The following is a 23,496-nucleotide window of genomic DNA, read 5'->3' as shown; positions in this document are numbered from 1 at the left end:
TAGAAAGAAACGTATGAATAAATCCTGAACCCGGACTTTATTCATACGTTTCTTTTTTTTGTATATTTGAACAACGAAACTCCTTTTAAAATACCCTAAATAACTCATATGACCCCAACATCTGAATTCACATCCTGGAAGAAATTAAACGAACATTATTCAAAAACTTCCGGTTTGCACATGCGTGATCTATTTGCTGCAGACAAAGATCGTTTTTCGAAATACTCTGTTCAGTTCAAGGATATTTTAGTTGATTACTCAAAAAATAGAATTACAGATGAGACTATGTCTTTATTGATTGCTTTGGCTGAAGAAGCTGGATTGAAACAAGCAATCGATGATATGTTCTCGGGTAAAAAAATAAATAATACTGAAAAACGTTCGGTATTACATGTTGCATTGCGCAACCGTTCCAATACACCGATCTTATCGGATGGCAAAGATGTGATGCCGGAAGTGAATGCTGTGTTGGAAAAGATGAAGGGCTTCTGTGAAAAAGTACGTAGTGGTGCATGGAAAGGCTACACAGGAAAATCCATTACCGATGTTGTAAACATTGGTATCGGCGGGTCAGACTTAGGTCCGGTGATGGTTACCGAAGCATTGAAGCCTTACGGTTCATCCACATTGAATGTACACTTCGTTTCAAATGTTGACGGTACACACATTGTAGAAGTCACGAAGAAATTAAATCCGGAAACGACGTTATTTATTATTGCTTCTAAAACGTTTACTACACAGGAAACCATTACCAATGCAGAGTCTGCAAAAGCATGGTTCTTAAAAACAGCGAAAGACGAAACAGCAGTTGCAAAACATTTCGTAGCACTTTCTACAAATGCAAAATCAGTAGCAGCATTTGGTATTGATACAAACAACATGTTTGAATTCTGGGACTGGGTTGGCGGCCGTTATTCTTTATGGTCTGCAATTGGTTTGTCTATTGCTTTATACATCGGTTATGATAACTACATTGAGTTGTTAAGCGGTGCACATGCAATGGATAACCATTTTAAAGAAACACCTTTCTCTAAAAACATTCCGGTTATCCTTGCCTTACTTGGTGTATGGTATAACAATTTCTATAAAGCAGAATCGCAAGCGATCCTTCCATACGATCAGTACATGCATCGCTTTGCTGCGTATTTCCAGCAGGGAGATATGGAAAGCAACGGCAAGCGTGTAACGAAAGATGGTACAGCAGTGACGTATTCTACCGGACCAATTATCTGGGGAGAACCTGGCACAAATGGTCAGCACGCATTCTACCAATTGATTCACCAGGGAACAAAATTGATTCCATGTGATTTCTTAGCGCCTGTTGTGAGTCAGAATCCAATTGGCGATCACCACCCGAAATTACTTGCTAACTTCTTCGCACAGACTGAAGCGTTGATGAAAGGCAAGACGGGTGCAGAAGCAAAAGCCGAGTTAGAGAAAGCAGGTTTATCTGCTGAAGATGTAGCGGCTTTAGTTAACCATAAAATATTTGAAGGAAACAGACCAACCAATTCTATTTTCTTTAAAAAATCAACACCGTTCACATTAGGCGCATTGGTTGCGATGTATGAGCATAAGATCTACACACAAAGCGTGATCTGGCAGATCAATGCCTTCGATCAATGGGGTGTTGAATTGGGTAAGCAATTAGCAAACGCAATTCTTCCTGAATTAAAAGATAACGATGAAGTAACAAACCACGATAGTTCTACAAATGGTTTGATCAACTTCTACAAAAAGAATAAATAATTATAAAGATAAAACGTACAGGTTCTTCCACCGAGCTTGTACGTTTTTTTTCTTAAATATCTTTTTACTCCCGCCATGAAGCAGCTTGTTTTATTTCTTATACTCACATTTGTATTAGCAAGCTGTACTGATAAAGATGGAGTTACTGGCTCTACTGATTCTACAGACTCTGCAAGTATTGCAAACCCTATTGATTCAACTTCACCCACATCTACTTTGATAGATGATGATTCCGGAGATCCTTATATCTATTCTGACATAATAAATAAAGCTGGTTCAATCACATTGACAACACAGCCAACTCAGGTTTACTTTGACTCCTTATTACAAATTCCATTGGACCAACTTTCCATCGAAGAACATATAAGAATAGAAAGTTATTGTGGTACAACAACCAAAAACAATTGGATTGAACCTGTTTACAAAATTTCGTATCAATCACAAGAAGGAACTAAATCTGGATACGTATCTCAATCCTACATTGCCTGCAGAGTTGACACACTTAAAAGCCAACAGCTCGTTACGCTAACGTTGAGTTATAATAAATTAAAAGAAAAGTTTATCGGAAAAATTTGTCTCTTAAATAGAGGCTGGAATATTATAGGAACTTCTTATGTTGAATTGGATATTCTTACAGAAGGAGATGCTCCTTATTCGTATTCATATTATTTTTCTTTTGAAGAAATTGAATCTACGGGCTTAGATGGCATCACAGAAAGCTTTTCGATACACACCGGCTTTGATGCCTGCGGTTATCCAAGTTTTGACTACATGTTTTTATGGAATGGACAAAAACTAATTGCTTTTCCGGAAACATATGCAATTGCTGAAGCAGGACAATTTCATCAATATAGTTATTGGATTTTCCCTGCTGATTCATTAGGAAAAAAAGGAAGTATATTAAAAATTATTGAAGGCGATCAATACGAAGATGCGCCTGGGGATACCCAGATAATAAACAAAGATTCTACCGTCATCGAATATAAATGGAACAAGAATTCATTTTTATCCGCAACAGGAGATACGATACTAAAAAAATCACGCACATATTCTGTTGAGGCAGATTATTAAAATACATTATATGTACATAAAATCATTTATAACACTCTTAGTACTTTCTATCTCTTTATCATTCGTTGGTTGCACCAAACAACCATCAAGCAACGCTTCACAGCCAGCAGATAAAACAGAAGAAGCCACTGTAAAACAAACGGAAGCAAAACGTCCAATCTACGAAAACGTTTCGCTGGATGAAAAGATCGGACAGATGATCATGATCGGTATCAACGATCGTAAAAGTTTAGCAGCTGACGATTCGCTTATTGCAGAGATCAAAAGCGGTAAGATGGGTGGCATTATTCTTTTTGAAAAAAATATTTCGAATACAGAATCTGCTGCAACGCTCAAAAAACTTATTGCTGATATGCAGCGCTACGCGTCTACCCCGCTCTTCATGAGTATCGACGAAGAAGGTGGTAAAGTACATCGCTTAAAAGAAAAATATGGATTTGTATCCATGCCTTCTGCTGGATATTTAGGTAACCTGAACAACCTCGATTCTACAAGATACTACACAACACGTTTGGCTGCTGAGTTAAAAGAATTGGGTTTCAATTTAAACTACGCTCCTTGTTTAGATCTTGCAACCAATCCAAACAATCCCATCATTGCAAAAGTGGGAAGAAGTTATTCTGCAGATCCTGCAATCGTTGCAATCCATGCAGGTGCAAGCATTAATGCACACCACACACAAGGTGTTAAAACCATTGTAAAACATTTTCCGGGTCACGGCAGCTCTTCGTCCGATTCGCATTTGGGAATTGTAGATGTGACCAATCAGTGGAACGTCATTGAACTCTTACCTTACAAATCACTGATCGACTCCGGTTATATCGATGCCGTAATGACGGCACACATCATCAACGAACATTTGGATGCATCCAAACTTCCGGGTACACTTTCAAAAGTAATGGTAACAGATATTTTGAGAACGATGCTCGGTTATAAAGGTGTTGTATTTTCAGATGACATGCAGATGTATGCCATCAGTAAAAATTACGGACTGGAAAATGCCATCAAATTATCCATTCTTGCCGGTGTAGATGTATTGGTTTTTGGAAACAACGTTTCTGTTAGCGATCGGATCAAAGCTTCTGAAATTCATGCTATCATAAAAAAATTAGTTTTATCTGGTGAAATTCCCGAAAGTCGCATTAATGAGGCTTATGCACGCATTATGCAATTGAAAAATAAAAAATAGAGTAAAGATCATCTTGAAATAATCCCATACGGATAAAATCATGAAAGTCCTCGATAATTATCATAGACTTTTTACCTCATTTTTAGTAAATTGCAATAAATTAAAAACGTATAAATACCATGTTTCAATCAATTGTAGATACCATCCGTCAACTTCAAGGAGAGTATAGATTTGATGACCCTATTGCAGCTTATGGGGTTATAGCTTTTGTATTACTTATTGGTGTTGAGATTGTACTCAGCTTAAAATACGATCCGGAACTATATCAGTGGAAAGATTTTGGAGCCAGCGTATCTATGGGTGCAGGTTCTGTAATTGTAGCAATTTTTGCAAAGATTCTTTCGTTTGCCATGTTTATTGGTGTATATAAATTATTTAATACACCAGTTAATCCTGGCGAGGCATATAATTTCTTCACACCAAACAGTGTAAATATTTTCGGCTGGGCTTCCTTTGGAATGGCTTGGTACATATTCCTTATCTGCCAGGTTTGTGATGACTTTAACTACTATTGGTATCACCGCTTAAGCCACACAATCAGATGCCTATGGGCTGCGCATATTGTACACCACTCTTCTGATAACTTCAACTTAGGTTCAGGTATCCGTAACGGATGGGTAACATTAATCTACAAACCAATCTTCTGGTTGTGGTTGCCTGCAATCGGTTTCAGTCCGGTTATGGTTATGATCTGTCTTTCTATTCAATCGTTGTGGCAGTTTCAATTACACACGAAGTTTATGCCTTACTTAGGTTTCTTCGAAAAATTCATGAATACACACAAACAACATCAGGTACACCACGCTCAGAACATCGAGTATATGGATAAAAACCACGGTGGTTATTTAAATATCTTCGATAAAATTTTCGGAACGCACGAAATTCTGGATGACGAAGGAATTGAAATTAAATTCGGTGTTGTACACCCGCCTAAATCATACAATCCACTTATTATTTTAGGACACGAATACAGAGATATCTGGAATGATGTAAAAAGTACTTCAAACTGGGGGCATAAATTTATGTACATCTTCGGCCCTCCGGGCTGGATGCCGGGCGACTTCTCTCAAACTGCGAAAGCATTGCAAAGAGAAATCAAAAAACAAAAAGAAGCACAGAGAGCGCAACAACAATCGGCTGCATAATCATAGTAAAAAAACTCCCGCTCAATAACGGGAGTTTTTTTATTCCTAAGAATAAGATACGAAACCTATGAGGTTTTCTCCCCACCAGCTCTACTCATCCGAATCTCCAACTCTCTTCGTTACAAAACCTCATAGGTTTGGAATAACCACACTCTACGGATTTAGCATGAAATAGAGTCTTTGACTCGTATAATTATTTTATCTGACTTTAAGGTCGAGTCGAAGACTCTTGGTTATTAAACATCCGTAGAGCGCTTCGCTAACTCTACGGATAGAGCCGTTTTTAAAAATACGTCGAAAACCCAAACTGAAACGCTGCTGTTTTTGAAGGCGGATTATTTAAGAGATCACTTGTCCACGAGTATCTGTAATTGGCACGTAGAACAGTCTGAGGAAAAGGCCGGAAGCTGATCGCCGGAACAACTGCATACATATGATCTCCGATGTCCCCTCCTGTTTCATTAAACGTCCCAACATTATAATCTGCGTATTCAAGTCGCACACAGGCATTCAATACAGCCTTTTCAAAACCAAGCATGGTACGCCTTAACACCGGTTGCACAATATCAATAAAACCGCCCCGCTGCTTCTCTCCATATTGCTGTGAATACGTAGAAGGCACATCCACAAAAGCCCACACCCATTCACCGCGTATAGCAGTCTTTATGGGCAATGTTGTTTTAAAATCGATTGCCAGAAGATCCACTCTTCGTCTGGAATCCAATACCAAACCGTCTTCTTCAAATTTATTGTACACTCCTCCCATCCAGGAAATACCGATCTCTCCAAGCACTCTATGTCCAAGTGCTGTTTTCAATGTAGTTAAGGGAACACCATTAAAACTTTCTTCAAAGCGATCCGGATTCAATTTTGTCGCGGGCAAATTTGTACGATTTAAATTGTTATCAATGATGCGATCATCGAAACCATTGGACAGATAAGCTTCATAGGCAAAAGCCCATTTGTTCTTCGAATATTTCCCCCATAATCCAAAACCAACATTGCTCCAGGTAGAAGGAATGATTGTAGTTGACGCAATCGGACGGTCAATGAATTCCCACTTCGGACCATCGTGATTCTGATTGAATGAACCGATGGGATTCATAATAATTCCACCTCGCAAATTAAACATGGGATGAAATTCAAAATCAACGGCTGCAAATTCAATGTTGATTTCTTTTGTTCCATCTTCAAATTCGATCTCTGATAAAAAACGAACACGCTTACCGATTGCAGAAGATAAGAACAACGTCATTCTTCTCATCTGAAAAGACAAGCCTTCTGAAACGCCATCCGTTACTGCATAATTTGTGTTTGCTTCAATGTAGCCCCCCACAGCCACCGGAGATTTTCCGACAGAAAGAAACGGACGGTTATACGTAGCGTCTACATTCAATTGTATGGAAGTATCTTGTACGGCAACGCGTTTGAACAAAGAAGAATCTACCTGTGCGTAAGTTGTAAATTGAATGATGCAGGCAAGCAGCAGAATTATTTTTTTCATTGATTTAAATTAAAATCTGAAAAGAGGGATGAATTTATTTTACAGTCTCGACTTTATTAATCAAGTGATCAGACGAACAAAAAAGTCGTCAGACCACAGTTGTTTACAACATTCTTGGACCACAAAAAAGTGGTCTGACGAATTGTTTATTTTATATTTTATGACAATTGAATTTTAATGATGCCGTCTTCAACCAGCGTTTTAAATTTTCTCAAATTGCTTTGTGCCGGGCCTTGTACCACATGACCAAACTTATCAAATTCGCTGCCATGCGCCGGACAAGATAGTTGTTCACCATGGGCAGACAATTCAGCTCCCTGATGCGTACACTCCATCCACACTGCTGAGTACTCCTGTGCATTTACTTTGTATAAATAAATCGGAAAGTTTAATTTTTCAGAGCGCACCAATACATATCTGCGATCTACAGCAAGACCATTTTTGTCTACCGTGAATTCTGTTTCCCGTACAGTTAAATAATTGCCCGAAATTTCACTGCTTGCAAAATACTGACTGGTCGCACAACTTTGCAGCAGTGCCGCAATACCAACGCCTCCAGCGCAGATCATTCCACAACTTTTTATAAAATCTTTTCTATCCATAATTCTGATCGTTATAAGCTTTCAAGAAATTTGATTAGTTTCAGTTTATCTGTTTGAGAAAGATTCACAAACAGATTTTTTGCAGCGAGTGCTTCGCCTCCATGCAATTCAATGGCTTGCTGTATCGATGTAGCTCTTCCATCGTGCATCAGAAAGTATGAACCGCCCTGCGAATTCATTGACAAGCCCAGCCCCCATAATGGCGGTGTGCGCCACTCGGGTGTTAAGGCAGTACCTTCAGTATATCCATCATCCAGACCCGAACCCATGTCATGCAGCAGCAGATCGGTGTATGGATAAAATGTTTTATTTGACAGTGCAGCGATCGTTGATTGCTGAGTTGTCCATTCAGGAATATGACAGCTTCCACAATTGATGTCCAGAAATAATTGTTTACCTGCGATCACCTCTGCATCCGATGAATTGCGTTGTACAGGTGCCTTCAATGTTCTCAGATAAAAAACTACGTTATCAATCGTTGACAACTGTACTTCCGGTCCGGGAAAGGGATCAAAATACGGATTGCTCAAGCCATTCATTACAGGCTCGTTCGGCAGGTAATCAGAAGTAATGCCCATGTCCTGATTGTATGCATTTACCGTCTGATGCAACAGGTCAATTGCTGCCGCCTTTTTGCCAAAACGGCCGATAAATTTTCCATTGTGAGGTTGATGATGCGCCAACGGAGCGAAAAAATCAGGAGCAGTTACATAATTCACCCTACCTGAAATACCATCTGCATTTGCATCTTCTACATCTACATTTGCCAGGATCTGCGAATCCGTCAGTGCTTCAAGAAAACCTAAACCTGTATTTGCAGGAGGCATAAATTTTGAAAAGCTGGCTCCTGCCGGTAACTGTTCCGGAGTAAAACCAGGCAAAGCCCTGTTTTGTAATTGAGGTGCGCCAAGATGTAAATAAGTATTGCCAAGTGTATCAGATTGTCCAAAGCGCGTCAGTGTGGTAAATGGATGTCCTTTCCCATCTCCCGCATGACAGCTTCCGCAGGAAGAAGTTACAAAGTATGGCCCGAGCCCATTGCCTGAAAAAAACAGCTCTCCGTTAAAAGCTGCATCTCCAGCCAAGAACTGGCGTTTTTCAAGTTCAGAAAGTCCTTCTATAGGACCATCTAACAACTGATCTTCGTCAGGAGACTTAGGAGCTATATGTTCTGTCAATTTGCTACATGCCGCTGCAATAAAACAGAGTGTAACAACAAACAAAACAATCTTATTTTTGGTCATACTATTTTTGGTGGTCATACTATTTTTGGTCTGTAATTTCGGAATCAAATTTACGTCCATTTATTTGGTATAACAAATTAAATATTTAGCTTAACCTAAAATTATTAAGGTAAAATGAGTTCACATATAGAAGAAAACTATCTAAAAGCTATTTACAAGCAGACTGAACGCAATAAAGACGGGGCTTACACCAATGATATTGCCAATGAACTGAATGTAAAGGCTGCTACCGTAACAGAAGCATTCAAAAAACTGGGGGATAAAGGATTAATCTTTTATGAAAAATATAAAGCAGTTACGTTAACCGACCAAGGCAGAGCGGTTGCCGTTAAAACCATCCGTAAACACCGTCTTTGGGAAGTTTTCCTGGTTGAAAAGCTCGGCTTTAAATGGGATGAAATACACCCGATGGCCGAGGAACTTGAGCATGTTAATTTTGAAGAGTTGACCGAACGCCTGGCAAAATTTTTAGGTAATCCCGAGTTTGATCCACACGGCGATCCGATCCCGGATAAAAACGGAAAGTTTGCGCAAAACAAATCGGTTAAACTTACTGCCATCAACATAGGAAAAACGGTAGCAATGACGGGCATTGAGAACCATACACCTTCGTTCTTACAACACCTAGATAAATTAGGACTTAAGTTGGGCGCAGAGATTACGATCAAAGATGTGGTTGAATTTGACCAATCGATTTTGGTATCTGTAAATAATAAAAAGGAATTTTATTTAAGTCAGGAGATTGCGAATAATATATTGTGTAAATAAAAATTTTAGAAACTTCTGCTTTACCCCTAAATCCCCTAAAGGGGACTTAGGATACGTTCACAACATGCAACAATTAATAAAAATCATGTAAAGATTTTCAAGTTTACAAATTGAATATTTGTATGAACATTAATTCATACAACTATGAAAGAAGAACTAAACCAAGACGTAAGCAAATTAGTAGAGCTTGTTAAAGATGTAAAAACATGCATGCTGATTACGATCGAAAAATATACAGAAAACTTATCGGGCAGACCGATGGGTATATCTCATGTTGAAGAAGACGGAACCATGTGGTTTTTTACAAAAATGTCTTCTCCTAAAGTAGATGAGATCGAACAAAACGCACAGATATCTTTAGCAATTATAAGCGAAAGTAAAAACGTTTATTTGATGATCAATGGCAATGCACGTTTGTCTTATGATTATTCGAAAATGAAAGAGTTCTGGAGTCCAATCATGAAGGCTTGGTTCCCGATGGGCATTGACGACCCGGAATTGATTCTGATAAAAGTAATTCCTACCGAAGCGAGCTATTGGGACAGCAGTTCAAACAAAATGGTTGTAGCATTTAATATGGTAAAAGCACTTGTTACCGGAAAAGAATACAACGAAGGAAAACACGGAAAAATAAATCTTTAAATTTCATCTGATATAAATAAAAAAAGTCCAGTGCTAATTCCTATAAGAATAGTTACTGGACTTTTTTATTTACAGAAAAGTAATCTTTGAGGTTGCTATTCTTGATTTTTATCTTCTTCAAAGTTTGCCAACTCTTTTTTCATTTCTTCTAGCAGCTGTTTCTCTGTTGGTAAGTATAAATTATATTGACTCGCGATAATATTCTTATTGTTTTCGGGAAGAGAAAACTTGACTACACCATCGTTTTTAGTGGCACAAAGTAAGATTCCAATTGTGGAATTTTCATTATCGTTTTTCTCTATACGATCGTAATAGTTAACATACATTTGCAACTGACCTATATCTTGATGATTTAGTTTTTCAGTTTTTATTTCAATGATTACAAAACATTGCAATAAACGGTTATAAAAAACTAAATCTACAAAGAAATCATCTCCTTCAATATGAATACGCTTTTGCCTTGCAATAAATGCAAAACCATTTCCTAACTCTAATAGAAAATCTTGCAAGTGGGTAATAATTGCGCTTTCTAAATCTCTTTCGTAATAAGAAGCTTCTTGTTTTAAATCCAAAAACTCTAAAAACATCGGGTCTTTTATAATCTGTCTTGCATCCGACGGCATTTTTTCCTTTCTCGCCACAGCCAAAACATCTTCTCTATCACTACTCATCAAAAGTCGCTCGTACAAACTACTATTAATTTGACGCTCTAACTGTCTTGACGTCCAATTATTCTTTACGGTTTCAGCAACATAAAAATCTCTTTTATCTTGATTATCAACAGAAAGCAATAGTTTATATTGAGTCCAGCTCAATTGCGTCCGCAGTGCGGACGCAATTGGGTAAATACGGTAAAACTGTCGATATCGCTCTAGTTGTCTTATCGAAAAACCACTTCCATATTCGGGTTGCAATTGATCCGCCAGGAATTTAATTAAATATGTCCCATAATCCGCACGGTCTTTCCCTTGTTGTTCTTCTTCAAAGATACGTTTGCCAATTGTCCAATACATTATTGTCCGCTCGTTATCAACTGCTTTAATGGCTTTGTCTCGAGCATTGGTAATAATTGCTTTTATATCTGGGATTAAGGAGTGGTTTTGAAGCATAATAAATTAAGGTAATGTTTTAGCTGAGATAAAATATATTAGTAAAAAATATTAACTAAAAGATTCTAAAATATGTGTACTGAAACACAAAAAAAGGTTGTAAGATTATTATCCTTATTCTACAAACGAAAAATACATACCAATTCCACCTGAAAAAGGTTTCTTTTAAAAATTCTCATTTACGGAATATAAACCTCCAGTATCTTCACTTCACCCAACGGTGAAAACAAAACCTCTTTCACAGACGCAGGCACCAACACCACATCACCAAAGGTCAGCAGATCGGATTTGTTTTGTTCGGTTGTCATCATCACATCTCCTTCAACGATCACAAAAATGCGGAACATGTCTGTTTCAGAATAATCCAGTTCAATTTCATCTGTTAATACAAATAAATCTGTTGTGAAATATTTTGAGTCAACTAAGTTTACAGGAATATTTTCTTCGGCTTCGTACTTTGTTTTATAGTCTTCCACATGACTGAAGTCAATTGCATCCAAGGCTAGCTCTGTATGCAGTTCACGTTTATTGCCTTTCGCGTCTTTGCGATCAAAATCATAGATGCGATACGTAATATCCGATGTCTGCTGAATTTCAGCCAATAAAATTCCTCTACCTATATAATGAATTCTTCCTGCCGGCAAATAAAATACGTCTCCTGCAGCTACCGTTTCATAATGTAGTAAGTCTAATATTTTACCTTTATTTAAATAATCAAGATACTCATCTTTGTTCGTCTGCTTATTAAAACCAACATTCAAACGTGCCGCTTCATCTGCCGCTAAGATGTACCACATCTCTGTTTTACCTGCACAGTTGTGGCGCTCATTTGCAAGAGTATCATCCGGATGTACCTGAATACTCAGATCTGCATTCGCATCAATAAATTTTATTAAAAGAGGAAACTCGTTTCCAAAACGTTCAAGGTTTTTCTTGCCCATCAGTTCCGCACCATGGGTCTTAACAAGTGCGTTTAGGTCCTGGCCCGCAAACACTCCATTATCAATTACAGAAGGCTCTTCCGCAACTGCTGATAATTCCCAGGTCTCTCCACAGTTTGGCAACGGATCGTAATCTTTTCCCAAAACAGTTTTGATCTTAGAACCTCCCCAGATCTTATCTTTAAAAATCGTTTTAAAACGTAATGGATATAGTGTACTCATTTTAATCTCAAAATATGACACGCAAGATAGAGAAACAATATCTAAACCCAAACCCTGAATTAAATTCAATTTGTATCATTTCAATGTCTTAAAATTCGTGCCTATGTAACATCTTCAATATGCATAGGTGTTTCATTTCCGGTAATGGCAATCACATCAAAACGAATACGTCCATGCCAATTGTGTTGCAAAACATATGCTTCAGCCGTCTGCATGATCTTATTCATTTTCTTTTCGGTTACAAAATTTTCAGGGAAACCAAACTTGTTGTGCTTCCTGTATTTAACCTCGATAAAACACAAGCAATCTGCTGCTTGCGCAACGATATCAATTTCGCCTTTCCCTGCTCTGTAATTCCGCTGGAAAATTTTATACCCTTTCTGTTCCAGATACATGCAAGCCTTGTCTTCCCCTGCAATACCTTTCTGTATATGCTCCATAAAAATCGTATATTTGCTGTATTGATTGAATTCGAATGTATAAACATACAAACAAAAGCGTATTAATTGAAGACTTAGGTTTAGTTGATTACCAGCAAACATGGGATTATCAAACAAAACTGTTTAATTCAATTATTGAAAAAAAACTGGTGCTGCGTGATCTTCCTGAAGAAGATCAACAGGCTCCTGCCGGTTATTTGCTTTTGTGTGAACATCCGCATGTCTATACCTTAGGCAAAAGCGGCAAACGGGAGAATTTACTGATCAATGAATCTCAGCTGCGGGATGCACATGCTACCTATCATGAGATCAATAGAGGCGGTGATATAACCTATCATGGTCCGGGTCAATTGGTAGGTTACCCGATATTTGATCTGGACAGCTACTTTACAGACATTCATAAATACCTGCGTTTTCTGGAAGAGGCAATTATACGTACGCTGGCCGATCTTGGAATTACAGCGGGACGGATCGATGGACTTACCGGTGTTTGGATTGAAACTGAAAATCCGGTTAAGGCCCGAAAAATATGTGCCATGGGTGTAAAAGCAAGCAGATGGGTAACCATGCACGGTTTTGCGCTCAATGTACAACCCGATCTGAGTTATTTTAAAAACATCATCCCTTGCGGCATTGACGACAAGGCGGTTACGTCTATTTCGGAAGAATTGGGTGCAGATGTTTCCATGGATAAGGTGAAGAACATTTTAATCAATCATATCGTAGATCTGTTTGAAATAACAATAGATCGTTCAAGTAAAATTAATGTGATGTGATACCGTATAGCTGCGGTATTAAGTATAAAGTCTAGTAATATTAAATGAAAAAAGATATTCCTTTCCCTAGCGTAGAAGGCGTATATATTGCCGTTGCTCAGGAAATTAATGATGCCGTATCCTGGAATGTGTACATCATTAACAGCAATGAATTCCCAATCGATAATGTTTTTGTACGCTCACGGGGGTACGGTATCAAAGACGGTTTTCCGCAGGAAACCTCTGTTTTGCGTCACGTCTTCCCGGTTGTTGAAGCAAATAATTTCACAAAGATCGAACTGATCGACCCATCCGTTTTCCATTTGAATAATGAATACTGGATCAGTTACTTTATCGGCAAGCAGATCTATGATAAGAAATTCATCTTTGTACCCGAAACCATAATTGAACAAAACTTAGTCGCGATTCCTCAATTAGGGCTTAAAGGCATACTTCATAGGTAAATACCATTATGGCATTATTCGATTATTTTATTGAAACCTTTTAATATAATTTTCGTTTAAAGAAGCATACACAAATTCAATAATTTGCATTGTGCTTATTTTGGAATAAATTACAATAAAATCGTTTTTGAAGAGAAGCAACAATGCAGGACGAGGTTGATAAAACAGAACAGGATTTCCTACTTAAAGTAAGCAATCTCAGCACGCACTTCCGTACCGAAAGAGGAATTGTGAAAGCTGTTGACGATGTGAGCTTTACGCTTAAACGTGGCGAAACCATCGGTATTGTTGGTGAATCCGGTTCAGGAAAATCCGTTACAGCCCTGTCTCTTATGCAGCTCATTCCCAATCCTCCTGGGAAAATAGCAAACGGAACAATCGAATTTAACCATCCTGAAAAAGGTATTATTGACCTCATTACTCTTGATAAAAAAGAGATGCAGGACGAACGCGGGAATTCTATTTCCATGATCTTTCAGGAACCAATGACTTCCCTAAACCCGGTTTTTACGTGTGGAAATCAGGTAATGGAAGCGATACAACTTCATCAAAAAGTTTCCAGCCAGGAAGCAAAGAAAAGGACCATTGAGCTTTTTGAAAAAGTAGAATTACCAAGACCGGAGGCGATATTCAATTCCTATCCCCATCAGATCTCCGGCGGACAAAAGCAACGGGTTATGATTGCGATGGCAATGTCCTGCAATCCATCTATCCTAATTGCCGATGAACCAACTACTGCCCTTGACGTTACGGTGCAGGCCCGCATCCTCGAATTGATGCAGCAACTTCGCGACGAAAACAATATGGGAATCCTCTTCATCACCCATGATCTGGGCGTTGTAGCAGAGATTGCAGATAAAGTGATCGTTATGTATCAGGGTAAAATTGTTGAACAGGGAACCGTATTTGAGATCTTCTCAAACCCTAAACACCCCTATACAAAAGGCCTTCTGGCTTGCCGTCCGAAATTGGATATCCGTTTGAAAGTTTTGCCGATCGTTTCCGATTTCATGGAAGTGAATGCGCAAGGGAAGTTTCTTGAAAAAGAGCGTAAATTCTCTTCTATTGGGGAAGCCATCTTATTCAATTACGTTTCAGACGAAGATTTGGCAGACCGCAATACAGCACTGGGAAAATTAGAACCTATTTTAAAGATCAAAAATCTTAAAACATGGTTCCCGATAAAAAAAGGCTTGTTCAATAAAACCATAGATCATGTTAAGGCTGTTGATGATGTGAGCTTTGATGTATATCCGGGTGAAACCATCGGTCTGGTAGGCGAATCCGGCTGCGGCAAAACAACCTTAGGAAGAAGTATCCTTCGTTTGATCGATCCAACAAGTGGTTCTATTGAATTTGAAGGCATTGACATTCTTGCATTAAAATCAAAACAATTACGCGAATTGCGTAAAGACATACAGATCATCTTTCAGGATCCGTATTCATCGTTAAACCCAAGAATGACCATTGGTGAAGCCATTATTGAACCAATGCGCGTAAACAACATTCTGGACACAGATTATGCACGAAGAAAACGTGCGATTGAATTACTTGAACGTGTAAATTTAAGCAGCAAACAATTCAATCGTTATCCGCACGAATTTTCAGGCGGTCAGCGCCAGCGTATTTGTATAGCAAGGGCTTTGGCTCTAAATCCGAAATTCATCATTTGCGATGAATCCGTATCTGCACTTGATGTATCCGTTCAGGCACAGGTGTTAAATTTATTGAACGAATTAAAAGAAGAATTCAATTTTACTTATATCTTTATATCACATGATTTATCGGTCGTAAAATTTATGTCAGACCGCATCATTGTAATGAATAAAGGTAAAATTGAAGAAATGGGTTACGCAGAAGACATCTACAAAAACCCTCAAACCGAATATACCAAACGACTTATTCATTCAATACCAAAAGGGAACCTCGAAGACATTATTCGAGCCCAATCCAAACGAAAGAAAAAAGTCTAATCTTTTTCATGAGAAAAAATACAACAGAACAAAGCGATACTAAAGGCGGAGAAAGCCTTAAATCAAAAATTATCAAATTTTTTAATAACAGCAGAAAGAATCCTTTCAGCTATAAAGAGTTAATCAAAAAACTTCACCTCGTTCGCGACAAAGACAAGAAAGCTCTTAAAGACTTGCTTGAAGAACTTGTGCTTGAAAGCGCAATTGCGAAAGATAAATCAGGCTTATATAGCTATGCCGGCAGTAGCGGCGGAGAAAATCTAATAACAGGTCGTTTGGATTTTGTAAATCCACGCTTCGGTTATGTGATTCCGATTACAGAAGGTGGTGAAAAAGCAGAACATGATATCTGGATCAGTGGCAATAAGATAGGCGGCGCCTTAGATGGAGACATTGTACGCGTAGCTTTATACAAGCGCAGCGGCGGCGGCAACAAAGGCACGAAGAGTGCAGAAGGCGAAATCGTCGAAGTTGTAGAACGCAAACGTACTTCTTTTGTTGGACGTATTGAAGTATCCGCACGACATGCATTCGTTATACCCGATGGCCGCAAAATGCACGTTGACATTTTTGTACCGAAAGAATTTATCAATGGTGCAAAGACAGGTGAAAAAGTTTTAGTTGACATTACAAACTGGCCAACACGCGAGGAAAAAAGTCCAACGGGTAAAGTAACCGAAGTGCTTGGTATGGCTGGTGAAAATGAAACGGAGATGCATGCGATCCTTGCAGAGTTTGGACTTCCATATGAATTTCCGGAGACGGTATTAAAAGCTGCGGAAGCAATCAAAGCAGAAACATCCGAAGCAGAAATTAAAAAGCGCAGAGACATGCGCGATACATTAACATTCACAATTGACCCCGAAGATGCTAAAGATTTTGATGATGCATTATCATTTAAATATTTAGACAATGGCAATTGGGAAATAGGTATACACATTGCAGATGTATCACACTACATTGAACCGGGCGACATCTTAGATAAAGAGGCGTATCGCCGTGCAACATCTGTCTACCTTGTAGACCGCTGTGTACCGATGCTACCGGAGCGTCTTTCAAATGAATTGTGTTCGCTAAGACCAAACGAAGATAAATTAACCTTCTCTGCTATTTTTGAAATTGATGCAGATTCTAAGATCCATACAGAATGGTTTGGAAGAACCATCATTCATTCAAACCGCAGATTCTCTTACGAACAGGCGCAGGAAGTATTAGAAACACTGCAAGGCGACTTGCCAAAAGAATTGACTATACTGAATACGCTTGCGAAAAAAATGCGCGACCAACGCTTCAAAGAAGGTGCTATCAGTTTTGAAACCGTTGAAGTAAAATTCAGACTAGACTCAACAGGAAAACCGTTGGAAGTTGTTCCGAAGGTTCGTAAAGATGCACACAAACTGATCGAAGAATTCATGCTGCTTGCAAACAAACGTGTAGCAGAGTTTGTTTTCAATCTAAAAAAAGGTGGAAAAGAATCCAATACCATGGTGTACCGTACCCACGATGCACCGAATCCTGAAAAACTTGCAGCCTTATCAACGTTTGCAAAACGTTTCGGTCACAAAGTTGAACTGGACGATGAACATACGATTGCGAAAAACTTAAATAAGTTAAGCGATGAAGTAGAAGGCAAGCCGGAACAAAACGTGTTGCAGAGTTTAGCAATACGTACCATGTCGAAAGCGATTTACAGCATCGAACCCGATATGCACTTCGGGTTGGCATTCAAACATTACTCGCACTTCACCTCTCCTATCCGCCGTTATCCGGATGTAATGGCGCATCGTTTATTGCAGCATTATTTAGACGGAGGAAAATCTGCAGACAAAGATTATTACATCGATGCCTGCGAACATTCTTCTGCACAGGAAAAATTAGCAGCCGAAGCAGAACGCAGTTCTATTAAATTCAAACAGGTGGAGTTTATGCAGAGCAGTATCGGCAAAGAGTTTGCAGGTATTGTATCAGGTGTTACAGAATTTGGAATGTTTGTGGAACTGGTTGAAACAAAATGCGAAGGTATGGTTCGTCTGGCCGATCTGGAAGATGATTTCTATGAAGTTGATATGGACAATTACAGAATCGTTGGCAAGAAAAATAAACGCATGATCACCTTAGGTGATTCTGTTCAGGTTATAGTGAAATCTACCAATCTTGAACGCAGAACAATTGATTTAGAGTTAGTGAACAACAGCGACACAAACAAAGGTGTAAACAGAGACAGAGACCTAGACAGGGACGTAAATAGAGACGCGTTGGATTTCAGTGATGTACGTCCATCGCCAAAAAGAAAACGATAAATCAATAGATCTGACTGTTGCTACACGAGATGATTTATATACAAATCCATTTTAGAATACAGCATTAATTAAAATATATGTTACTTACTCCAGAGCGTTTAACCAAAGACATTTCAAAGGCGATCACAAAAGCTGAATTTGGGAAAGAGCCGACTGAATTATACGAACCGATCCGATACATTATGGATCTGGGCGGTAAGCGTATGCGACCGCTCTTAACGTTGTTATCAAATTATATTTTTGAAGAAGACTGTACCAAGGTGATGCATGCTGCGGTTGCTGTGGAGGTTTTTCACAACTTCACGTTGATGCACGACGACATCATGGACAAGGCTCCGCTTCGCAGAGGCAAGTCGACGGTACACGAAAAATGGAACACCAACATTGCGATCCTTTCAGGCGATGTAATGCTTGTTGAAGCTTACAAACAATTTATGTCTGTTGATGAAAAACATCTGAAGCGTGTATTGGATCGTTTCAATGAAACAGCAGCAGGTGTTTGTGAAGGTCAGCAGTTTGATATGAACTTTGAAACACTTGAAACCATCAGCGTGGATGATTATATCAATATGATCCGTTTGAAGACTGCTGTATTGTTAGGCTTCAGCATGGAGCTTGGCGGTATCTTAGGGGACGCAGACGATAAGAGCTGCGAACACCTTCGTACTGTAGGCATCTCTGCTGGTATTGGTTTTCAATTGAAAGACGATCTACTGGATGTATATGGTGATGCAGCAACCTTCGGAAAAAAAGTAGGCGGCGATATTGTTGCAAACAAAAAAACTTTCTTATTGATCCGTGCACTTGAAAAAGCAGAAGGAAAAACGAAAAAAGAATTAGAAAAACTATTGTCCGATAAAACCATTTCAGACAAAGCGAAAGTTGAAGGCGTAACAAAAATTTACGACCAATTAGAAATTAAAGAAGAAACCGAAGCATTGATTCAGCAGTACTTCGATCAGGCGGTTGAATCGTTAGGTAAAGTAAAAGGTTCGATCTTTCGTAAGCATTACATCAAAGATTACCTGCTTGCATTGATCGGCCGCGAACAATAAGCTGCGATCTTACTTCCCTACTATACTATTATGCAGGCGCTCTCTACCACCGTTATTATAATCATCATTAATTGCATTGTCAGCTATCTGGCATTAAACAATCCGCAATTAATGAACCGCTTTCTTCTTACGCCTTATTGGATTGAGCGCAAAAAAGAATACTATCGATTTGTTACATCCGGCTTTATTCATGCAAATTATCCGCACCTGATCTTCAATATGATCTCGCTTTATTTCTTCGGATATATCGCTGAAGCATGGTTGGGTACAGGTTTGTATATTGTGTTCTATTTATCTGCGATCGTAGTTTCTGATATTCCAACCTATTTAAAAAATAAACACAATTCGAATTATGCATCCCTTGGCGCATCCGGTGCGGTGTCTGCAGTAATCTTTGCGTCAATCATATTGAAGCCTTTCAGCACTCTTTTGATCTACTTCATACCCATGCCCGCAATTGTGTTTGGTATTTTATACCTGGCATATTCTTATTACATGGATAAGAAAAGCAGAGATAATGTCAATCATTCCGCACACTTATATGGTGCAATTTATGGCTTGGTATTTATGAGCATTTATGATTATCGTGCTGTGCTGGCAATGATCCAGACTGTGGCATCTGCGGTGCAAAATATTATTGGCTAAAATAAAAAACCCAATAGAATAAAACAGTACAGATCTACTTTACCGTATGATCTGTATCCATCCTTTCTTTACAGGACAGCTTTTTAGTGTAAAGGAATAATAATAAATACCATCCTGTAGCTCTTCACCATTCCAATCGTTGTTATAGTTTTCTGCACGGTACACTTCTGCTCCCCAGGAATTATAAACCTGCAATAATCCCTTATCGCCATCCAATCCTTTAACTTCAAATGTTTCGTTATGCCCATCTTTATTGGGAGTAAATAAATTAGGCAGCGTTAATGTATAGTCACTTAGATGAATAGTCTCTGTTGTAGAACCACAGGTATTTGTTGCGGTTACCGTATATGTGCCTGCTGTTGTCACTTTATATACCTGAGCGTTTAAGCCATCTTGCCAGAGATACGATTCAAATCCTTTTCCTGCATCAAGTGTAATACCATCGTCCGAACACATGCTGTGATCGTTTCCAAAATCAATGTGCTGCAGCTTATCTACCGTTACCATTTTAGTGATCACCGTTGCCGGATTCGTAGCATAACTGATTAGTTTTACATTGAACGTACCTGAATGAGAAAATAAATGTTTGGGGCTTTGCAGCGTTGATGTATTATTTACACCTGTAGCCGGATCATCAAAGTTCCACATAAAAACATGGCAACTGGCATTAATCAGATTAAAACGTGTGGAATCACCTGCACACACGCGTGTATGCGTAAAATTTACTGCTGAACAAAACGGAGAATTTAAAGGCATGTTCGTCGTAAGATTTGGCGGTAGGTTTGGACGGCATACATAATCTGTTATTAGCATCGTTAAGCTATTAGGCAATACAGGAAGGCAAGTAATTACATTTCGATCGCATTCCAGAAAATTCAATTTGTTTGGTAAAGAAGGCAAATTAACAAGCTGAGCCTCTACACAGGATAAGCTAAGAAGTGAAGAAGGCAAAGGAGGTAATACTCCTAAATTATTAAAACCGCAGTATAAGGTGAAAAGTGATGCAGGTAAATTGGGTAATGCGGTCAATTGATTCCCAACACAACCTAAATTTATTAATGATGCAGGCAACGCAGGTAAAGCTGTAAGCAAATTCTTATCACATGATAAAGTAAGAAGAGGTGAAGGTAATGGAGGTAAATTAATGATTTCATTTTCTGAACAATCCAGATATTGAAGCAGTCCAGGCAGAACTGGCAAGGTTTGTAATTGATTAATCTCACAACTTAATTCTATTAAAGGATCAGGCAAGACTGGCAAGGTCTTCAACTGATTCATTCCACAATCTAACCAAAACAGCGGAACAGGTAAGATAGGTAAAGATGTAAGTAAATTCTCAGAACAATCTAAATACACCAATATATTAGGCAAAGAGGGTAATGATGTAAGAATATTTTTATAACATTTTAAAAATTTTAACGTGATTGGCAAGGGCGGCAAAAAAGCAATGTAATTTTCATGACAATCCAGCTCCTGAAGATGATCGAAATACTGTATTCCTGTAAGATCTAAAATATTTTTTGAATGCACATCTATAGTTGTTGCATTTGTGATGCCTGTACAGGTTGTGTCCATCATGCCGCCTTGCATGCAGGTGGGAAATGTAGATTCTAAATATGCTCTAAAATTTGCATCCGGAATAAAGATGTATTGCGCCTTGGTCTTTAACGACACAGATATAAAGACACAGATATAAAAAAAGAATACTAAATAGTTCCGCATAATAAGCAGCTGATCCGAATAAATAAAAATACAGACTAAATATACAATGGTCTTTTATATTTTATCTTCTGAATTTGGATTATTTTTTCTAGCTAAACTGTCTGAATATTTTTATATTCATAATACCAGCTATTCCATTCATGAAAATATTATTTGTCATCAATCCCAATTCCGGAGTAAGTAGCAATAATGCAACTATTGCCCGTATTCAGGAAACCGCTGCATTGAAAAATGCATCCATCAATATTCTTTATACCACCGGTAAACGGGATGATGAAATGATACGCGAAGAGATCAACTTATACAAACCAGACAGAGTTGTTGCCGGCGGCGGCGATGGAACCATTCAGCTTGTAGCACGAAATCTTATAGGCACAGACATTCCCATTGTTTTATTGCCGCTTGGTTCAGCCAACGGACTTGCTACATCATTGAATATACCTTCTGAAGAAAATGCATTGATCGAATATCTTTTTGCTTCGATGCCCGCTATGCCATTGGACCTGTTACGCATAAATGATATCCATATCTGTGTGCATCTTGCAGATATCGGCATCAATGGCATGATGGTTAAAGAATACGAAGAAGCGGGCAACAGCGGTATGATCGGGTATGCACGCCATGTCATTCATGCTGTAAAAGAAACTCCGTTATTGCATTATACAATCAAAACGGAAAAAGAAACGTTAGCGCAGGAAGGTTATATGCTAGCTTTCGCGAATGCAAATATGTACGGAACAGGAATTAAAATTACCGAAGGCTCTGTACACGACGGTATGTTTGAGATCCGGAATATACCCAAAATAAGCTGGACGGATTTTATCAAAGCTGGGCTTACCAAATTCAATATTTTCATTGACAAGCATATGTTTACAGATGTGATCAGCTGCACGTTTGCGGAAGTTTTTATTGATCAGAAAGTAGATTTTCAAATTGATGGAGAATATATAGGGGAAGTAAATTATTTAAAAATAGAAATGCTGCCTTCAGCAATATCCATTTTAATACCATGACGCCGAAGCAACCCATACTGCTGAGTTTTTATGCTTTATCTAATGGAGAAAAGCTGATGGTATTTGGCTACCTGACACATTCACTTATAAAAGATCTAAGCTTCACCGGATTCAGCTCCACAAAAACTTTTTTCACATTACTATCTTTATACCGAACAAGCTTTGTTTCAGAACAGCAAATCGAAATTATATTTAATACAGGTAAGGCCACTACTAGTACAGATAAGAAAGGTTCTTTTTATTTAACAGCAGATTTAGTTACAGGTCAGAAATTCGTTTTAGATATTCAGATCAATGGTGTATCCGTAACCTTTATGAAAGAATTGTATGATCTGGAGATTCATGAAATCAAAACAGATAACATCCTTATTTCAGATATTGATGACACCGTAATTCATTCGTATATCTCAAATAAATTCATGAAATTTTTAACGCTGATGTTTACATCTGTAGAACGAAGAAGAGCTGTAGAACCAACCATGAAATTGATTCGTGATCAGTATGCTTTAGGGGTTGAACCGTTTTATTTATCAAACAGCGAACAGAATTTATATCCGCTTATTTATCGTTTTTTAAAACACAACAATTTCCCAAAAGGTCCAATCTTTTTAAAAGAAATGCGCAAACTTCGTGATGTATTTCGTGGTAAAAAATTCCCGGAACAGAGTTTACACAAACTCACAACCTTGAATTTACTGCTGCGTTTTTTTACCAATAAGAAATTTATTTTTGTTGGCGACAATACACAACAGGATCTGGATATTTATTTAAGCATGGCAGAAAAATTTCCGGAGAGTATAAAATATATTATCATCCTTAAAGTTGTTAACCGTCCTGCAGATGATGAAGTTGTAGCCTATTCAACACAGCTGCTTCAACAAAAAGGGATCGTATTATATTATGGAGATAAATTCCCTTCAATAGAAGAACTGTGATTTATAAA

General features: G+C 38.3%; 21 protein-coding genes. 14 read left to right on the top strand and 7 right to left on the bottom strand.

Annotated elements, in window-relative coordinates; translation table 11 throughout:
- Positions 1-108: 108 nt before the first annotated feature.
- From pgi to A3EE_RS0103210, 4 genes are all read left to right on the top strand, one after another.
- Positions 109-1,749, top strand: coding sequence for a glucose-6-phosphate isomerase (gene pgi, locus A3EE_RS0103225; RefSeq protein ID WP_018341993.1), 1,641 nt, complete (start codon positions 109-111; stop codon positions 1,747-1,749).
- A 75-nt stretch (positions 1,750-1,824) separates the two neighbouring features.
- Positions 1,825-2,820 (top strand): hypothetical protein, encoded by a 996-nt coding sequence (locus A3EE_RS0103220; RefSeq protein WP_018341992.1) that lies wholly within the window; start codon positions 1,825-1,827, stop codon positions 2,818-2,820.
- 10 nt (positions 2,821-2,830) lie between these two features.
- Complete coding sequence (locus A3EE_RS0103215; protein WP_018341991.1) at positions 2,831-4,009, top strand: glycoside hydrolase family 3 protein; 1,179 nt, start codon at positions 2,831-2,833, stop codon at positions 4,007-4,009.
- Between the two features lie 119 nt (positions 4,010-4,128).
- Positions 4,129-5,154, top strand: coding sequence for a sterol desaturase family protein (locus A3EE_RS0103210; protein WP_018341990.1), 1,026 nt, complete (start codon positions 4,129-4,131; stop codon positions 5,152-5,154).
- A gap of 283 nt (positions 5,155-5,437) precedes the next feature.
- Here A3EE_RS0103210 and A3EE_RS0103205 read toward each other — a convergent pair whose 3' ends face one another.
- From A3EE_RS0103205 to A3EE_RS0103195, 3 genes are all read right to left on the bottom strand, one after another.
- Complete coding sequence (locus A3EE_RS0103205) at positions 5,438-6,658, bottom strand: hypothetical protein (RefSeq protein ID WP_018341989.1); 1,221 nt, start codon at positions 6,656-6,658, stop codon at positions 5,438-5,440.
- A 158-nt stretch (positions 6,659-6,816) separates the two neighbouring features.
- Complete coding sequence (locus A3EE_RS0103200; RefSeq protein WP_018341988.1) at positions 6,817-7,260, bottom strand: QcrA and Rieske domain-containing protein; 444 nt, start codon at positions 7,258-7,260, stop codon at positions 6,817-6,819.
- A gap of 11 nt (positions 7,261-7,271) precedes the next feature.
- The gene (locus A3EE_RS0103195) at positions 7,272-8,522 is read right to left on the bottom strand and encodes a di-heme oxidoredictase family protein (protein ID WP_245553796.1); all 1,251 of its coding nucleotides are present in this window, start codon (positions 8,520-8,522) and stop codon (positions 7,272-7,274) included.
- 96 nt (positions 8,523-8,618) lie between these two features.
- On the opposite strand from A3EE_RS0103195, the gene A3EE_RS0103190 reads away from it, so the two are divergent.
- Together A3EE_RS0103190 and A3EE_RS0103185 are read left to right on the top strand one after the other, a co-directional pair.
- Entirely contained in the window at positions 8,619-9,272 is a 654-nt protein-coding gene (locus A3EE_RS0103190) for a metal-dependent transcriptional regulator (RefSeq protein WP_018341986.1), read from the top strand.
- Positions 9,273-9,416: 144 nt separating this feature from the next.
- A complete protein-coding gene (locus A3EE_RS0103185) occupies positions 9,417-9,914 on the top strand; it encodes a pyridoxamine 5'-phosphate oxidase family protein (protein ID WP_018341985.1) in 498 nt (165 codons plus the stop codon).
- A gap of 95 nt (positions 9,915-10,009) precedes the next feature.
- Here the strand turns inward: A3EE_RS0103185 and A3EE_RS0103180 are convergent, their stop codons facing one another.
- The 3 genes from A3EE_RS0103180 to A3EE_RS0103170 all read right to left on the bottom strand — a co-directional run bounded on the left by A3EE_RS0103180 (position 10,010) and on the right by A3EE_RS0103170 (position 12,626).
- Positions 10,010-11,023 carry a PDDEXK nuclease domain-containing protein gene (locus A3EE_RS0103180; RefSeq protein ID WP_018341984.1) on the bottom strand — a complete coding sequence of 338 codons (1,014 nt, stop codon included), beginning with the start codon at positions 11,021-11,023 and terminating at the stop codon, positions 10,010-10,012.
- Positions 11,024-11,202: 179 nt separating this feature from the next.
- Entirely contained in the window at positions 11,203-12,186 is a 984-nt protein-coding gene (locus A3EE_RS0103175; protein WP_018341983.1) for a type I phosphomannose isomerase catalytic subunit, read from the bottom strand.
- Positions 12,187-12,287: 101 nt separating this feature from the next.
- Positions 12,288-12,626, bottom strand: a complete 339-nt coding sequence (locus A3EE_RS0103170; RefSeq protein ID WP_018341982.1) for a YraN family protein — start codon at positions 12,624-12,626, stop codon at positions 12,288-12,290.
- Positions 12,627-12,661: 35 nt separating this feature from the next.
- Between A3EE_RS0103170 and lipB the strand changes: the two genes are divergently transcribed.
- The 6 genes from lipB (at position 12,662) to A3EE_RS0103140 (ending at position 19,818) form a co-directional block, all read left to right on the top strand.
- Positions 12,662-13,402 carry a lipoyl(octanoyl) transferase LipB gene (gene lipB, locus A3EE_RS0103165; protein ID WP_018341981.1) on the top strand — a complete coding sequence of 247 codons (741 nt, stop codon included), beginning with the start codon at positions 12,662-12,664 and terminating at the stop codon, positions 13,400-13,402.
- Positions 13,403-13,446: 44 nt separating this feature from the next.
- A complete protein-coding gene (locus tag A3EE_RS0103160) occupies positions 13,447-13,845 on the top strand; it encodes a hypothetical protein (RefSeq protein WP_018341980.1) in 399 nt (132 codons plus the stop codon).
- Between the two features lie 143 nt (positions 13,846-13,988).
- Complete coding sequence (locus A3EE_RS0103155; RefSeq protein ID WP_018341979.1) at positions 13,989-15,818, top strand: ABC transporter ATP-binding protein; 1,830 nt, start codon at positions 13,989-13,991, stop codon at positions 15,816-15,818.
- An 8-nt stretch (positions 15,819-15,826) separates the two neighbouring features.
- Entirely contained in the window at positions 15,827-18,118 is a 2,292-nt protein-coding gene (gene rnr, locus A3EE_RS0103150; RefSeq protein ID WP_018341978.1) for a ribonuclease R, read from the top strand.
- Positions 18,119-18,195: 77 nt separating this feature from the next.
- On the top strand, positions 18,196-19,173 hold the full coding sequence (locus A3EE_RS0103145) for a polyprenyl synthetase family protein (protein ID WP_018341977.1): 978 nt from the start codon (positions 18,196-18,198) through the stop codon (positions 19,171-19,173).
- 30 nt (positions 19,174-19,203) lie between these two features.
- Entirely contained in the window at positions 19,204-19,818 is a 615-nt protein-coding gene (locus A3EE_RS0103140) for a rhomboid family intramembrane serine protease (protein ID WP_018341976.1), read from the top strand.
- 39 nt (positions 19,819-19,857) lie between these two features.
- Here A3EE_RS0103140 and A3EE_RS0103135 read toward each other — a convergent pair whose 3' ends face one another.
- Positions 19,858-21,540 (bottom strand): T9SS type B sorting domain-containing protein, encoded by a 1,683-nt coding sequence (locus tag A3EE_RS0103135; protein ID WP_051081596.1) that lies wholly within the window; start codon positions 21,538-21,540, stop codon positions 19,858-19,860.
- A gap of 140 nt (positions 21,541-21,680) precedes the next feature.
- Here A3EE_RS0103135 and A3EE_RS0103130 point away from each other — a divergent pair, with 140 nt between their 5' ends.
- Positions 21,681-22,553 (top strand): diacylglycerol/lipid kinase family protein, encoded by an 873-nt coding sequence (locus A3EE_RS0103130; RefSeq protein WP_018341974.1) that lies wholly within the window; start codon positions 21,681-21,683, stop codon positions 22,551-22,553.
- Positions 22,550-23,488 carry a phosphatidate phosphatase App1 family protein gene (locus A3EE_RS0103125; RefSeq protein ID WP_018341973.1) on the top strand — a complete coding sequence of 313 codons (939 nt, stop codon included), beginning with the start codon at positions 22,550-22,552 and terminating at the stop codon, positions 23,486-23,488. Before A3EE_RS0103130 ends, A3EE_RS0103125 begins: the two co-directional genes overlap by 4 nt.
- Positions 23,489-23,496: the final 8 nt, after the last annotated feature.

The sequence above is a fragment of the Cytophaga aurantiaca DSM 3654 genome, from assembly GCF_000379725.1.
In the GTDB taxonomy this organism is placed as follows: Bacteria; Bacteroidota; Bacteroidia; order Cytophagales; family Cytophagaceae; genus Cytophaga; species Cytophaga aurantiaca.
The sequence above is the reverse complement of the archived record's forward strand: the minus strand, read 5'-3'. Positions and strand labels throughout refer to the sequence as shown.

What these genes read in the sequence shown, in the direction of transcription:
- pgi (WP_018341993.1), top strand. Translation starts at nt 109, where the DNA reads ATGACCCCAACATCTGAATTCACATCCTGGAAGAAATTAAACGAACAT.
- A3EE_RS0103220 (WP_018341992.1), top strand. Translation starts at nt 1,825, where the DNA reads ATGAAGCAGCTTGTTTTATTTCTTATACTCACATTTGTATTAGCAAGC.
- A3EE_RS0103215 (WP_018341991.1), top strand. Translation starts at nt 2,831, where the DNA reads ATGTACATAAAATCATTTATAACACTCTTAGTACTTTCTATCTCTTTA.
- A3EE_RS0103210 (WP_018341990.1), top strand. Translation starts at nt 4,129, where the DNA reads ATGTTTCAATCAATTGTAGATACCATCCGTCAACTTCAAGGAGAGTAT.
- A3EE_RS0103205 (WP_018341989.1), bottom strand. Translation starts at nt 6,658, where the DNA reads ATGAAAAAAATAATTCTGCTGCTTGCCTGCATCATTCAATTTACAACT.
- A3EE_RS0103200 (WP_018341988.1), bottom strand. Translation starts at nt 7,260, where the DNA reads ATGGATAGAAAAGATTTTATAAAAAGTTGTGGAATGATCTGCGCTGGA.
- A3EE_RS0103195 (WP_245553796.1), bottom strand. Translation starts at nt 8,522, where the DNA reads ATGACCACCAAAAATAGTATGACCAAAAATAAGATTGTTTTGTTTGTT.
- A3EE_RS0103190 (WP_018341986.1), top strand. Translation starts at nt 8,619, where the DNA reads ATGAGTTCACATATAGAAGAAAACTATCTAAAAGCTATTTACAAGCAG.
- A3EE_RS0103185 (WP_018341985.1), top strand. Translation starts at nt 9,417, where the DNA reads ATGAAAGAAGAACTAAACCAAGACGTAAGCAAATTAGTAGAGCTTGTT.
- A3EE_RS0103180 (WP_018341984.1), bottom strand. Translation starts at nt 11,023, where the DNA reads ATGCTTCAAAACCACTCCTTAATCCCAGATATAAAAGCAATTATTACC.
- A3EE_RS0103175 (WP_018341983.1), bottom strand. Translation starts at nt 12,186, where the DNA reads ATGAGTACACTATATCCATTACGTTTTAAAACGATTTTTAAAGATAAG.
- A3EE_RS0103170 (WP_018341982.1), bottom strand. Translation starts at nt 12,626, where the DNA reads ATGGAGCATATACAGAAAGGTATTGCAGGGGAAGACAAGGCTTGCATG.
- lipB (WP_018341981.1), top strand. Translation starts at nt 12,662, where the DNA reads ATGTATAAACATACAAACAAAAGCGTATTAATTGAAGACTTAGGTTTA.
- A3EE_RS0103160 (WP_018341980.1), top strand. Translation starts at nt 13,447, where the DNA reads ATGAAAAAAGATATTCCTTTCCCTAGCGTAGAAGGCGTATATATTGCC.
- A3EE_RS0103155 (WP_018341979.1), top strand. Translation starts at nt 13,989, where the DNA reads ATGCAGGACGAGGTTGATAAAACAGAACAGGATTTCCTACTTAAAGTA.
- rnr (WP_018341978.1), top strand. Translation starts at nt 15,827, where the DNA reads ATGAGAAAAAATACAACAGAACAAAGCGATACTAAAGGCGGAGAAAGC.
- A3EE_RS0103145 (WP_018341977.1), top strand. Translation starts at nt 18,196, where the DNA reads ATGTTACTTACTCCAGAGCGTTTAACCAAAGACATTTCAAAGGCGATC.
- A3EE_RS0103140 (WP_018341976.1), top strand. Translation starts at nt 19,204, where the DNA reads ATGCAGGCGCTCTCTACCACCGTTATTATAATCATCATTAATTGCATT.
- A3EE_RS0103135 (WP_051081596.1), bottom strand. Translation starts at nt 21,540, where the DNA reads ATGCGGAACTATTTAGTATTCTTTTTTTATATCTGTGTCTTTATATCT.
- A3EE_RS0103130 (WP_018341974.1), top strand. Translation starts at nt 21,681, where the DNA reads ATGAAAATATTATTTGTCATCAATCCCAATTCCGGAGTAAGTAGCAAT.
- A3EE_RS0103125 (WP_018341973.1), top strand. Translation starts at nt 22,550, where the DNA reads ATGACGCCGAAGCAACCCATACTGCTGAGTTTTTATGCTTTATCTAAT.